A 13,291-nucleotide genomic window follows, 5' to 3' on the forward strand; every position below is an offset into this window, starting at 1 on the left:
TCCAACAAGAATGACAAGGGGAAACCGCATGAAAGCTGGACGCTGCGCGCAACTCGCGCTCACCATCGCCGCTATGACCTGCGCCTGGGCAGCCCAGGCCGAAGACACCGGCCCCGCCTTGAAGGCTGGCCATGAATACCTGATCGCCACCAACTACCCGAACAACCTGCATGTGGTGGATGTCGCCAGCGACACACTCTACAAGAGCTGCCGCATGCCTGACGCCTTCGGCCCAGGCACCGCGATGATGGCACCGGACAACCGCACCGCCTACGTGCTGAACAACCATTTTGCCGACATCTACGGCATCGACCTGGACACCTGCAAGACCACCTTCCACGCCAACCTATCCAGCGTGCCGGGCGAAGTCGGCAAATCGATGTACTCGTTCGCCATCAGCCCTGACGGCAAAGAGGTGTATGCCACGGTCAACCCGACGCAGCGCCTGAACGACCACTACGTGGTCAAGCCGCCGCGCCTTGAGGTATTCCGTACAGCTGATGGCCTGGAGGCCAAGCCCGTGCGCACCTTCCCGATGCCACGCCAGGTCTACCTGATGCGCACCGCCGACGATGGCAGCCTGTTCGTGGCCGGGCCGGACCTCTACAAGATGGATGTCAACACGGGCAAGTACGAAGTGGCGTTGCCGCTGCGCAATTGGAACCGCAAGGGCTACAGCGCTCCGGACGTGCTGTATTTCTGGCCGCACCAAAGCGCCCGGCATGAGTTCTCGATGCTGTACACCATCGCCAAGTTCAAGGATGAGAAGCAGGACCCCAACACCGCGGAGTTGCTGTATGGCTACCTGAGCGTGGACTTGAAGACGGGCAAGCGTCATACCGCTGAGTTCGCCGACCTGACGGAGCTGTACTTCACCGGCTTACGCTCGCCGAAAGACCCGAACCAGATGTACGGCGTGCTCAACCGCCTGGCCAAGTACGACATCAAGCAGCGCAAGCTGATCAAGGCGGCGAATCTGGACCACACTTACTATTGCGTGACCTTCGACAAAAAGGGCGACAAGTTGTACCTGGGCGGCACCTTCAACGATCTGGCGGTGTTCAACCCGCAAACCCTGGAAAAGGTGAAGAACATCAAGTTGCCCGGTGGCGACATGTCCACCACCACGCCTCAGGTGTTCGTCCGTTAAACCGGCGTCGCCACGCCGGCTCCTGCATCGCTCCCCTGCACGAGCCGGCTTGCCTGCGAAAGCGCCGGTCCCGTCATTACAAGAACAACAAGAGAACTGCCCATGCCCCAGCCAAGCTACTCACAGGGCAACCCGGACAAGGCCCTGCTCGACCAATGCATCGGCGACGCCTTCGACGCCACCGTCGCCCGCTTCCCCGATCGCGAGGCACTCGTGGTCCGCCACCAGGCCCTGCGCTACACCTGGCAACAGCTGGCTGACGCGGTCGATCAGCATGCCCGCGCGCTCATGGCCCTTGGTGTGCAACCTGGCGATCGCTTGGGCATCTGGGCGCCCAATTGCGCCGAATGGTGCATCACTCAGTTCGCCAGCGCCAGGGTCGGTGCCATTCTGGTCAATATCAATCCGGCCTATCGCTCCAATGAACTGGACTACGCCCTGGGCCAGTCTGGCTGCCGTTGGGTAATCTGCGCGGACGCCTTCAAGACATCCGATTACCACGCCATGCTGCAGGGCCTGATCCCGGGCCTTTCCCATGGGCAGCCGGGTGCGCTGATCTGCGAGCGCTTTCCCAACCTGCGCGGTGTCGTGAGCCTGGCGCTGTCGCCGCCTCCAGGTTTCCTGGCCTGGCATGACCTGCAAGCCCGCGCCGAAGCCATCAGCCGCGAAGCCTTGGCCGAGCGGCAGGCGCAATTGCAGTGCAACGACCCGATCAATATCCAGTACACCTCTGGCACCACAGGCTTCCCCAAAGGCGCCACGCTCAGCCACCGCAACATTCTCAACAATGGCTACATGGTCGGTGAAAGCCTGGGCCTGACCGAACACGACCGCCTGGTGGTGCCGGTGCCTTTGTATCACTGTTTTGGCATGGTCATGGCCAACCTCGGCTGCATGACCCATGGCAGTGCCCTGATCTACCCCAACGACGCCTTCGACCCCCTGGCTACGCTGCGGGCAGTGGCGGAAGAAAAGGCCACCGCACTGTACGGTGTACCCACCATGTTCATCGCCGAACTCGACCACCCACAGCGCGGCGAATTCGATCTGTCGAGCCTGCGTACCGGCATCATGGCTGGGGCCACTTGCCCGATCGAGGTAATGCGTCGGGTAATCGACCAGATGCACATGGCCGAAGTGCAGATCGCCTACGGCATGACCGAGACCAGCCCGGTGTCGCTGCAGACTGGCGCCGATGACGATCTGGAACGGCGGGTGACCAGTGTCGGGCGCACCCAGCCGAGGCTGGAGAACAAGATCATCGATGCCGAGGGCAGCACCTTGCCCCGTGGTGAGATCGGCGAGCTATGCACCCGTGGCTACAGTGTGATGCTGGGTTACTGGAACAACCCCAAGGCCACTGCCGAGAGCATCGACGCCGAGGGCTGGATGCACACGGGTGACCTGGCGGTGATGGACGAGCAGGGCTACGTGCGGATCGTCGGGCGCAGCAAGGACATGATCATTCGCGGGGGAGAGAACATCTACCCGCGTGAGCTGGAGGAGTTTTTCTTCACCCACCCAGCGGTTGCCGATGTGCAGGTGATCGGGGTCCCGTGCAAGAAGTATGGTGAAGAGATCGTTGCCTGGGTGCGGTTGCATCCAGGGCATATGGCCACCGAAGACGAGTTACGCGAATGGGCGAGGGCGCGGATTGCCCACTTCAAGGTGCCCAGGTACTTCCGCTTCGTCGATGAGTTTCCGATGACGGTCACCGGTAAGGTGCAGAAGTTCAGGATGCGTGAGATCAGTGTCGAGGAATTGGCGCTGGAGTGAGTCCGTGCAGTTTGCGCTCTGGCGTGGGGCTTGTGGAAACCGGGGTTGCCGTGTGGCACCGGCTTGGCCGGTGATCGCTGGCGAGCCCGCTCCTACAAAGTCCGCTTCAGCAGATTCGGGCTGTTGAAGTTGCTCAACCTTGGATCCTCTTCCGCGCAGTCCAGCCCTTCAATCGACTGGCGCATCAGCGCTCTCTGCAAACTCCGCTCACCTGCTGCCCAGGCTTGTTCGAGCAAGGGTAATACCCGGCGCGGCAGGACGCTGAACATTGGCTGCCAGAACCCACCCTGGCGAACCATCGCGCAGCGGTCATGCTGCACGGCCAATTTGCGCAGGTCGTCGATCAGTGCCTGGTCGACCAGCGGCGCGTCGCAGGCCAGCACCACCACCCACTCATGACGTGCCTTTGCAAGCCCAGCGATCACCCCGGCCAGGGGGCCGGGGAAATCCGGGTCTGCATCGCCAACCAGTTGGTTGGCATAGGCCCGGTAGGTGTCCTGATTGCGATTGCAGGAAATCACCAGGTCATCGCTGAGAGGCCGTACCACGCGCTGCACATGCGCCACCAGCGGTTCGCCCTGCCAGTCGACCAGGCCCTTGTCGCGGCCGCCCATGCGTTGGCCACGGCCGCCGGCGAGGATGAGGATGGAGCAGGGGGGCAGTGCGTCTGGCATGAAAAAGGGTTCCGGGCAGTCGATGCCGGGAACCCTCTCATTCAACGGGCTGCTTGTCCAGTCAGGTTTCGTCGGTCAACAGCTTGCCCTGGATGGCGCTGCCGCGCCCGGCCAGACGCATCACCACCACGAAGAACACCGGCACGAACACCACCGCCAGGGTGGCACTGAGCATGCCGCCGATCACTCCGGTGCCGATGGCCTGCTGACTGGCCGAGCTGGCGCCGGTGGCGATGGCCAGGGGCACCACGCCGAGGATGAACGCCAGGGAGGTCATGACGATGGGGCGCAAGCGCAGACGGGCAGCCTGAACCGCAGCGTCGACGGCATCATGCCCCTGGTCGACCAGGCTCTTGGCGAACTCGATGATCAGGATGGCATTTTTGGCCGACAAACCGATCAGGGTGATCAAGCCGACCTTGAAGAACACGTCGTTGGGCATGCCGCGCAGGGTCACCGCCAGCACCGCCCCTAGCACACCCAGCGGCACCACCAGCAACACCGCGGTGGGGATCGACCAGCTTTCGTACAGTGCGGCCAGGCACAGGAACACCACCAGCAACGATAACCCCATCAGCAAGGGGGCCTGGCTGCCGGACAGACGCTCCTGCAGCGACAGGCCGGTCCATTCCAGACCCGTACCCACGGGCAACTGGGCTACCAGGCGCTCGATTTCAGCCATCGCTTCACCCGAGCTGTAACCGGCCGCCGGTTCGCCTGAGATCGATACCGCCGGGTAACCGTTGTAGCGGGTCAGTTGCACGGGTCCGCTGACCCACCTGGCCTGGACGAAGGCAGCCAGAGGTACCATCTTGCCGCTGCTGTTGCGCACATGGATGTTCAGCAGGTCTTGCACCTGACTGCGCCGGTCGCCTTCGGCCTGTACCACCACGCGTTGCATGCGCCCCTGGTTGGGGAAGTCGTTGACGTAGTTGGAACCCACTGCGGTATCCAATACCGAGCCAATGTCGGCAAACGACACACCCAGGGCATTGGCCTGGCGGCGGTCGATTTCCAGTTGCACTTGTGGGCTTTCAGCCAGCGATGACTCGCGGACATTGGTCAGCACCTTGCTCTTGGCTGCGCCGGCCAGCAACTGGTCACGGGCTGCCATCAGCTCGCCATGACCGATGCCACCTCGGTCCTGCAGGCGGAACTCGAAACCCGTCGACTCGCCCAGGCCATCGATGGGCGGTGGCAGCACCGAGAAAGCGATCGCGTCCTTGATCTGGCTGAAGGCCACGGTTGCACGGTCGGCAATCGACTGGGCGCTGTCGTCACTCCCTCGCTCGGACCAGTCCTTGAGCGTGGTGAAGGCTAGCGCGGCATTCTGCCCGCTACCTGAGAAGCTGAAGCCGAGGATCACCGTGGTGTTGCCCACCCCTGGCTCCTGAGCGTTGTGGGCTTCGATCTGCGCTGCCACCTGCTCGGTGCGCATGCGGCTGGCACCGGGTGGCAACTGAATGTCGGTAATGGTGTAGCCCTGGTCTTCGGTGGGCAGGAATGCGGTGGGCAATTGGCTGAAACCATAACCCAGAACCGCCAGCAGCGCGCCATAGACCAGCAGATAACGGCCGCTGCGTTTGAGCGCCGCCATTACCCAGCGTTGGTAGCCTTCGCTTGTCGCTTCGAAGCGACGATTGAACCATCCGAAGAACCCCTTGCGCTCATGATGCCCGCCCTTGGCCACCGGTTTGAGCAGTGTCGCGCACAGGGCCGGTGTGAGGCTCAGTGCCAGGAATGCCGAGAACAGGATCGACACCGCCATGGACACCGAGAACTGCTGGTAGATCACCCCGACCGAGCCTTTCATGAAGGCCATCGGCAGGAACACCGCCACCAGCACCAGGGTGATACCGACGATAGCGCCGCTGATCTGGCCCATGGCCTTGCGCGTCGCCGCCCTGGGCTCAAGACCTTCTTCAGCCATGATGCGCTCGACGTTCTCCACCACCACGATGGCATCGTCCACCAGGATACCGATGGCCAATACCATTCCGAACAAAGTCAGCACATTGACCGAGAAGCCCATCGCCAGCATCACGGCAAAGGTACCCATCAGCGCCACTGGCACCACCAAGGTTGGGATTAGGGTGTAGCGCAGGTTCTGCAGGAACAGGAACATGACTGCGAACACCAGCAGCATGGCCTCGAACAGGGTGTTGATCACTTGCTTGATCGACACTTTGACGAACGGCGAGGTGTCATAGGGGATGTCGTACCGGACCCCTTCGGGGAAGTAGCGTGACAGCTCCTGCATTTTTGCCCGCACCAGATCGGCAGTCTCCATGGCGTTGGCGCCGGGGGCGAGCTGTACGCTGAAGGCCGTAGCTGGCTTGCCGTTCAGGCGAGTGCCGTACTGGTATTCTTGAGCACCGATCTCAACCCGGGCGACGTCGCCGATGGTCACGCTGGAGCCGTCAGTATTGGCACGCAGCACGATGCCGGCGAATTCTTCCGGCGTGCTCAGCTGGCCCTTGACCACCACATTGGCGGTGATCTCCTGTGTGCCACGGGCGGGCAGGTCGCCGATGCTGCCAGGCGCGACCTGGGCGTTCTGCGCGGCGATGGCGGCGGCGACGTCATTGGGCGTGAGCTGGTAGCCGATCAGCTTGGCCGGGTCGATCCAGATGCGCATGGCCCGTTCGGAGCCATACAACTGCGCCTTGCCGACACCCTTGAGGCGACGGATCTCGTTCATCACATTGCGCGCCAGGATGTCGGACAGAGCGGTCTCATCCAGGCTGCCGTCCTCGGAGGTGAGGGTCGCGAGCAACAGGAAGCCGGTGGAGACCTTCTCCACTTGCAGGCCCTGTTGGGTGACGGGGCGGGGCAGGCGCGACTCGACGACCTTGAGCCGATTCTGCACGTCGACCTGGGCCATGTCCGGATGGGTGCCGGGCTCGAAGGTGGTGGTGATGGTGGCACTGCCCAGGCTGCTTTGCGACTCGAAGTAAAGCAGGTTGTCGGCACCGTTGAGCTCTTGCTCGATCAGGCTGACCACGCTCTCGTCCATGGTCGCCGCGGAAGCGCCGGGATAGACGGCGTAGATCTCGACCTGCGGTGGCGCCACGTTGGGGTACTGGGCCACCGGCAACTGCACAATCGACAGCGCTCCGGCCAAAAGAATGAACAGCGCCACCACCCAGGCGAAGATGGGGCGGTCAATGAAGAACTGCGGCATGGATCAGGCCCTCACTGGCCGAGGTGTTGGGCAACGGGCTGGGCACCCTGGGGGGCGTCGACTTGCACCTGGTCGCCGGCCTTGATGTGTTGCAGCCCTTCGATGACCACGCGCTCACCAGGGGCCAGGCCTTCGCTGACCACCCAGCGGTCACCTTGGGCGTTGCCCAGCGCGACTTGGCGCTCGCTGACCTGGGACCGTTGGTCGACCACCAGCACCTTCGGTACCCCGGCACTGTCACGCAGGATGGCCCGTTGCGGGACACTGATACCCTTGGGTTGCAGCGCCTGTTCGAGGCGAACGCGCACGTAGCTGCCCGGCAGCAGGTCGAGATCCGGGTTGGGGAACTCGCTGCGTAGGGTGATCTGGTTGGTGCTCGGATCGACACTGATGTCGGAGAACAGCAACTTCCCCGGCAGCGGGTAGGCGCTGCCGTCGTCCTGGATCAACGTGGCACGGGCCTGGCCATCACCTGCCTGTTGCAGCTCGCCTGCCCGCAAGGCGCGGCGCAGGGCGTTGAGTTCGCGGGTCGACTGGGTGACGTCGGCATGGATCGGGTCCAATTGCTGGATGGTCGCCAGGGGCGTGGTCTCGTTCTGCCCGACCAGTGCGCCCTCGGTGACGAGCGCTCGGCCAATGCGCCCCGAGATAGGGGCGGTGACCGTGGCGTAACCCAGGTTCAGGCGTGCCCGCTCGAGCGCCGCCTTGGCTTCGGCGACCGCCGCATCGGCTTGCAGGAACGCCGCGCGCGCATTGTCGTACTCCTGGCGACTGACGGCCTTGTCGTCGACCAGCTCGCGGTAGCGTTGCTCCTGCAGCCGGGCCTGGTACAAGGTAGCCTGGGCCTTGGCCAGGGTAGCGCGGGCGCTGTCATGGTCAGCCTTGAACGGTGCCGGGTCGATCAGGAACAGCACATCGCCTTGCTTGACGTCGCTGCCCTCGCGGTACACACGCTTGAGCACCACGCCCGCCACCCGGGCGCGAACTTCGGCGGTGCGCGGGGCGAGCAGCCGGCCGCTCAGCTCGGTGCTGACTGCCAGAGGCTGCAGCTGCACGGTTTCCACGCGCACCTGGGGCTTGGGTGTTTGTTCATTGGGTTGCGAGCTGTCGTCGCATCCGGCCAGAGTCAGGGTGACAAGCGCCAGAAGCGCCATGGGGCGCAGGCGCGAAGGGAAAGAAATAGGCATACCGATCTTCCGATGATGAGCGTGCGTATCCTAAGGCAGCCGCGGGCTGGCTGCCTGTTACCAGCTGTAGGGCGAGTGTGAAAAAGTGTGAAGAATGGCCCTGACGCAGCGTAGGATTCTATATCCTGCCTGCCTCTTGTTATGTATCAAAGTGCGTATGCCAAACCTTCTTCTGGTCGAAGACGACAGCGCGTTGTCCGAGCTGATTGCCAGCTACCTCCAACGAAACGACTACCATGTGCAGGTGATTGCCCGTGGCGACCATGTCCTGGACGCATTCCATCAACAAAGGCCCGACCTGGTGATACTCGACCTGATGCTGCCGGGCCTCGATGGCCTGCAGGTGTGTCGCTTGCTGCGCCAGGCCTCGCAGAGCCTGCCCATTCTGATGCTCACCGCCCGTGATGACAGTCACGATCAGGTCTTGGGGTTGGAGATGGGCGCGGACGACTATGTCACCAAGCCCTGCGAGCCCAGGGTATTGCTGGCCCGCGTGCGCACCCTGTTGCGCCGTAGCAGCGTCAACGAGCCGCGCCTGGAAAGTGATCTGATCCAGGTGGGGAGTTTGCGCATCGACCTGGCCGAACGCGCGGTGACGTGGCGGGGCGAAGAAGTGGAACTGTCGAGCGGCGAGTACAACCTGCTGGTGGTGTTGGCGCGCAGTGCCGGCGAGGTGCTGAGCCGCGATCGCATTCTGCAGGAACTGCGGGGTATCGAATTCAACGGCACCGATCGCTCGGTGGACGTCGCCATTTCCAAGCTGCGTCGCAAGTTCGACGACAATGCCGGCGAAGCGCGCAAGATCAAGACCGTTTGGGGCAAGGGATACCTGTTCAGTCGTGTCGAGTGGGAGTGCTGAACCCGCATGCTGAAAATCCTGGTGCGCCTGTACCTAGTGATCATCGTCGCCTACGCCGGTGCCTTGCTGTTGATTCCGGATGCCATCGTCGGACTGTTCCAGGACCGCTTCATGGCCTATAACCTGGAGCAGGCCAAAGGTGTACAGACCTTGATCGTCCGCCAGTTCCAACAGACCCCGTCCGAGCAGTGGCCGACGGTGGAGCGGGACCTGGCCAAGGTGTTCGAGCCGCTCCAGGTCCAATTGCTGCGCAATGACCAGGCGGGCTTGAGCCGCGACGAACAGGCGCGCCTGGCGCAAGGGCTTTATGCGGTGCGTATCGGCGATTGGGGTTACTACGAGACCGTTTTGGCCCCGCTGAACAATGACTGGCTGGTACGTTTGCATGCGCCGCCCGATCCGCTGGACATCAACCTCTTGTCCTGGGGCGTTACCGTGTTGATTGGCGCGGCCATGCTGGGATGCCTGCTGCTGTGGGTGTGGCCGCACTGGCGTGACCTTGAGCGACTCAAGGAGACCGCAAGGTGTCTGGGCCAAGGGCAGATGGCCGAGCGCACGCACATTTCGCCGCATTCCAACATCGGAGAACTGGCGGGAGTGTTCGACACCATGGCCAGTGACCTGGAACGGCATGTGAATCAGCAACGTGAACTGCTGAACGCGGTTTCCCATGAGCTGCGCACGCCGCTGACCCGCCTGGATTTCGGCCTCGTGCTGCTGTTCGATGAAGTGCCGCCAGCCAGTCGCAAACGCCTGCTGGAACTCGTTGGGCATGTGCGCGAGCTGGATGAGCTGGTGCTTGAGTTGTTGTCCTATAGCCGCTTGTACAACGCCGACCAGGCCCGTGAGCGGGTCGAGGTGTCGCTGCTGGAGTTGGTCGACAGCGTGCTGGGCGGTTTTGCCGAGGAGCTGGACGGCCGTGGTATCCAATGGGAAGTGCGCGCAGAGGGCATGTTGCCGCGCTTCGTGCTCGACCCGAGGTTGACCGCGCGTGCAGTGCAGAACCTCGTGCGCAACGCCATGCGTTATTGCGACCAGAGCCTGTTGCTGCGCTTGCGGCAGGAGGAGGACGGGGCCTGCCTGCTGACCGTGGAGGATGATGGCATCGGTATTCCGCCCGAAGAACGCGAACGCATCTTCCAGCCGTTCTATCGCCTGGATCGCAGCCGTGACCGCAACACCGGTGGGTTTGGCTTGGGGCTGGCGATCAGCCGAAGGGCGATCGAGGGGCAGGGCGGGACATTGACCGTGGCGCAGTCGGCGTTAGGGGGGGCGCAGTTCAGGATTCGTCTGCCGGCGTCTTCCTAGGCGAGGAATCCGGGTGAGGTGGGCGGGTCCTGAGCATCCTGCTTGAGGGTGAAGTAGACGGCGGCGCCGCACAGGCCAACCAGTCCCACGCTGGCCACGATGATGTCGCCCAGGACCATGCCGAGGACTAAAACCAACAAACTGAGGCGTGAGAGGGTGGTCATGGCGAGCTCCGTGGCGATTGGTCCGTCCCTGTTCCCTACCTTAACGCGTTGGATCCGATTTTGCAGCGCCAATATCGAGGGGTACAAATGTTCTCTTTCCGTTTCGCTGCGTTCTATAGTCGGCCTATAATCGTCTGTAAAATCGCGCTTCTATAATTTGTCTATAATCGCTCTATAGTTTCCTATAACCGACGCTCAAAGGACCGGAATGACCGAAACCCTCTATCACCGACCCGCCCTGGCTGCGCGGCTTTCCAAACTGATCTTGCAGGTCGCGGTGGGCAGTGCTGCCAGCTCGGGCGTTTTCCTGGCGGCGCCACGGCGTACCGGTAAGTCCACCTTCGCCCGTGAAGACCTGCGGCCTGCCTTGGAGGCGACAGGGGCGATCGTGCTGTACGCCGACTTGTGGAAAGACCTGAAGAAAGACCCTGGCCAGGTCATCGTCGAGGCGGTACGCGAAGCGGTCGGGCGCAATGAGGGTTTCATCACACGGCTGGCACGGTCGTCGGGGATGGAGAAGGTCGTAGTCGGTGGCCTCAACTTCAGCCTGGACAAGATTGGCCTGGGCAAGGACATCGACCTGACGGCAGCGTTGGTGGCACTTTCCGATGAGTCGAAGAAGATCATCGTGCTGATCATCGACGAAGCGCAACATGCGATCACCACCGACGAAGGCGTGGCAGCACTGTTCGCGCTCAAGGCGGCGAGGGACGAGCTCAACAGCTCAAGGCACTACGGCCTGCGCATCGTTTGCACCGGTTCGAATCGGGACAAGCTGGCGATGTTGCGCAACAGCAAGGACCAGGCATTCTTTGGCGCTTCGATGGTGCAGTTTCCAACGCTGGACCAGGACTTCATCGACTGGTTCTGCGCCAACGTCGATCTTGCCGGAGCACTGGACCCTGCTCAGGTGTTCCAGCTGTTCAAGGAGAGTGGTTATCGTCCTGAACTGCTGGGCGCGGCAGCCGACGAGATCCGATTCGACTTCGTCATCGAGCCGGATGCGATTCCTGCACGCTTTGCCGAACGGGTGCGCGCCCAGGCCGATGAGCTGAACGCCAACCTCAGGAAGGTAATTCACAGCCTGACCCCGATCCAGTCGGCGGTGATTCGGGTGATGAGCGTCAAGGGCGATGACTACGCGCCCTTCGAAGCGCCGACCATGGTGCTTTACGGCAAGGCCATGACCCTGGCGGGCATCGAGGCGAGTGACGTCCATGTCGAGGTTCCCGGCGTGCAGCAGGCCCTGATCGCGCTACAGCAGAAGAAACTGGTGTGGAAAGCCTCGCGAGGCGTGTACGCGGTCGATGACTCGGTGATTGCCGAAGTGCTTCGCGCCGATGGCCTGCTCGAAGGTCTGGAATGAGCCCGCTCGAAGGCGGCGCGGGGTCTTGAGCTACGAACCTTCATAACGACTATAGCGAACCTGCCTATGGCCAGCGGATGCCCAGGGCTAGACTGAGCAGGTTGAGCCTGTCGACCTGCTGACGCCACAATAAAAAAGGGCTGTATCCGCCGAACGTTGATTTTCCTATCGGGGCGCGTCGGAGAATTGCCACATGAAACGCACGTCCAGCATTCGTCCATCACTTTCCATTACCCGTCATGCGCTGGTACCGCTGTTTGCGGCCCTACTGGTGACGGGGTGCGCCCATGACCCGGATATCCGGATGGGGCATGACAATGTGGCGGGGACCACGCTGAAAAGCCCGCCCGACTTCATAAAATGCGTACGGGATGAGCTTCCTGCGGGTGAGAAGGCATTCATGCGCGAAGACAACCATGCGCTGGCGCTGTTCCTCGAAAGCACGGACCCACGACAGTCCACCGGCCTGGTCGAGATTCGCCCGTCTGGAACGCAGCATCACTATTCCGCTTATCAACGCGATGCCTGGTACGACAAGGGCAGGTTGTTGGACGCAGCACTGATGTGCTCGTGAGTTGTCTGATCGCCGTGGGAAGGGGCAGGGAGCCTTGGAGCTCCCTGTCTTGCACGTTTACTTGCAATTGCCCGCTTTGCGATACCCGGCAGCCTGAGCCTGGGATTCCGACTCGAACATGACCTGGTTCTTTTGGGAGAGCTGGTAGTAGCCGGGGCAACCAGTGGCAAGGTGATACACATGGCTGTTGCGGTTGCCGAGCACGGCACCGGAAGTCGCGTTGCTGGCAACGGTACGCTCGGCAGGCTTGGCCGTGGCACTTTTTGCCGCCACGGCGGCGACCACACCGTCACCCACTGGCTTGTAGCCGAGCGACCAGGTGCGCTCACCGGTCACGAATGGGTTGGAGTGCCCCATGATCCGAGCGATGCGGGCGTTGCGTTCTTTTTCCCAGGCGGACACCGGGTGCTGCTTGTTCCAGGCCATCAGCAACTGCTGTTGCTGACGCGACATGCTCAGCTTGTAGCGATCGAACATGTAGAAGGTGGTGCGGGCAACCAGGCCTTTGACTTCGTCGCGGGGTTCCGCGGCCTTCTGCTGGAAGTCGATCTTGGTCGTGCACTGACCGTATTGCGGGGCGACGCCCGAGGCCATGCCGTAGTTGAAGTTGCTGCGGTCGCCATTCACTTCCCCCACGGCAGGATAGAGGTTGAACAGGTCTGCCTCCATCGCGCGGAAAATAGGGTCTTCGTCCACGCACTGCTCGCGCCCACCGTTCTGCCAGCATTGGCGCTGATGGCCGAAGGTCCAGGCCGGGACGATGTGTTCCCATTCGGTGCGTTCGGCCCGGTTTTTCTGCTTGCGGGTTTCGTAGCCGCAGGAGGCGGGATCGATGCGACCGCCGGATTTACCAACCCAGGTCCACTTGCAGCCGCAGTACAGGTCCCCCATGGCGCTGTTGGCCTGGTCAAGGTAGACCTGCTGTTTGGCGATGACTTTGGCTTCGGTGAACGTTGCGGGTGGAGTAGCGAAGGCGCAGGGAATGGCAGAGAAGGCTAAGGTTATGACATACAACAGTTTTTTCATGGCGCACGGTAATTTGACTCTGG

At 62.3% G+C, this 13,291-nt stretch carries 11 protein-coding genes; 6 read left to right on the top strand and 5 right to left on the bottom strand.

Annotated features, from left to right (window positions below):
* Window positions 1-28 precede the first annotated feature (28 nt).
* A complete protein-coding gene (gene peaD / locus H620_RS0105845; RefSeq protein ID WP_027906929.1) occupies window positions 29-1,150 on the top strand; it encodes a quinohemoprotein amine dehydrogenase subunit beta in 1,122 nt (373 codons plus the stop codon).
* Between the two features lie 102 nt (window positions 1,151-1,252).
* The gene (locus H620_RS0105850; protein WP_027906930.1) at window positions 1,253-2,926 is read left to right on the top strand and encodes a fatty acid CoA ligase family protein; all 1,674 of its coding nucleotides are present in this window, start codon (window positions 1,253-1,255) and stop codon (window positions 2,924-2,926) included.
* Between the two features lie 92 nt (window positions 2,927-3,018).
* Here H620_RS0105850 and mobA read toward each other — a convergent pair whose 3' ends face one another.
* From mobA to H620_RS0105865, 3 genes are all read right to left on the bottom strand, one after another.
* Complete coding sequence (gene mobA, locus H620_RS0105855; RefSeq protein ID WP_023380629.1) at window positions 3,019-3,600, bottom strand: molybdenum cofactor guanylyltransferase MobA; 582 nt, start codon at window positions 3,598-3,600, stop codon at window positions 3,019-3,021.
* A 61-nt stretch (window positions 3,601-3,661) separates the two neighbouring features.
* Entirely contained in the window at window positions 3,662-6,784 is a 3,123-nt protein-coding gene (locus H620_RS0105860) for an efflux RND transporter permease subunit (protein ID WP_027906931.1), read from the bottom strand.
* A gap of 11 nt (window positions 6,785-6,795) precedes the next feature.
* Window positions 6,796-7,971, bottom strand: coding sequence for an efflux RND transporter periplasmic adaptor subunit (locus tag H620_RS0105865; RefSeq protein ID WP_023380627.1), 1,176 nt, complete (start codon window positions 7,969-7,971; stop codon window positions 6,796-6,798).
* Window positions 7,972-8,128: 157 nt separating this feature from the next.
* On the opposite strand from H620_RS0105865, the gene H620_RS0105870 reads away from it, so the two are divergent.
* Entirely contained in the window at window positions 8,129-8,830 is a 702-nt protein-coding gene (locus tag H620_RS0105870) for a response regulator (RefSeq protein ID WP_027906932.1), read from the top strand.
* A gap of 6 nt (window positions 8,831-8,836) precedes the next feature.
* On the top strand, window positions 8,837-10,138 hold the full coding sequence (locus H620_RS0105875) for an ATP-binding protein (protein WP_027906933.1): 1,302 nt from the start codon (window positions 8,837-8,839) through the stop codon (window positions 10,136-10,138).
* Here H620_RS0105875 and H620_RS27155 read toward each other — a convergent pair.
* Window positions 10,135-10,302: a hypothetical protein gene (locus tag H620_RS27155; protein ID WP_167332793.1), complete on the bottom strand. Its 168-nt coding sequence runs from the start codon at window positions 10,300-10,302 to the stop codon at window positions 10,135-10,137. The genes H620_RS0105875 and H620_RS27155 overlap by 4 nt on opposite strands.
* A gap of 208 nt (window positions 10,303-10,510) precedes the next feature.
* Between H620_RS27155 and H620_RS0105885 the strand changes: the two genes are divergently transcribed.
* The gene (locus H620_RS0105885; RefSeq protein ID WP_023380623.1) at window positions 10,511-11,668 is read left to right on the top strand and encodes an ATP-binding protein; all 1,158 of its coding nucleotides are present in this window, start codon (window positions 10,511-10,513) and stop codon (window positions 11,666-11,668) included.
* Between the two features lie 193 nt (window positions 11,669-11,861).
* Window positions 11,862-12,242 (top strand): hypothetical protein, encoded by a 381-nt coding sequence (locus H620_RS0105890; protein ID WP_371919381.1) that lies wholly within the window; start codon window positions 11,862-11,864, stop codon window positions 12,240-12,242.
* 57 nt (window positions 12,243-12,299) lie between these two features.
* Here the strand turns inward: H620_RS0105890 and H620_RS0105895 are convergent, their stop codons facing one another.
* Window positions 12,300-13,268, bottom strand: coding sequence for an endonuclease (locus H620_RS0105895; RefSeq protein WP_023380621.1), 969 nt, complete (start codon window positions 13,266-13,268; stop codon window positions 12,300-12,302).
* Window positions 13,269-13,291: the final 23 nt, after the last annotated feature.

Source organism: Pseudomonas taiwanensis DSM 21245 (genome assembly GCF_000425785.1).
GTDB lineage: Bacteria > Pseudomonadota > Gammaproteobacteria > Pseudomonadales > Pseudomonadaceae > Aquipseudomonas > Aquipseudomonas taiwanensis.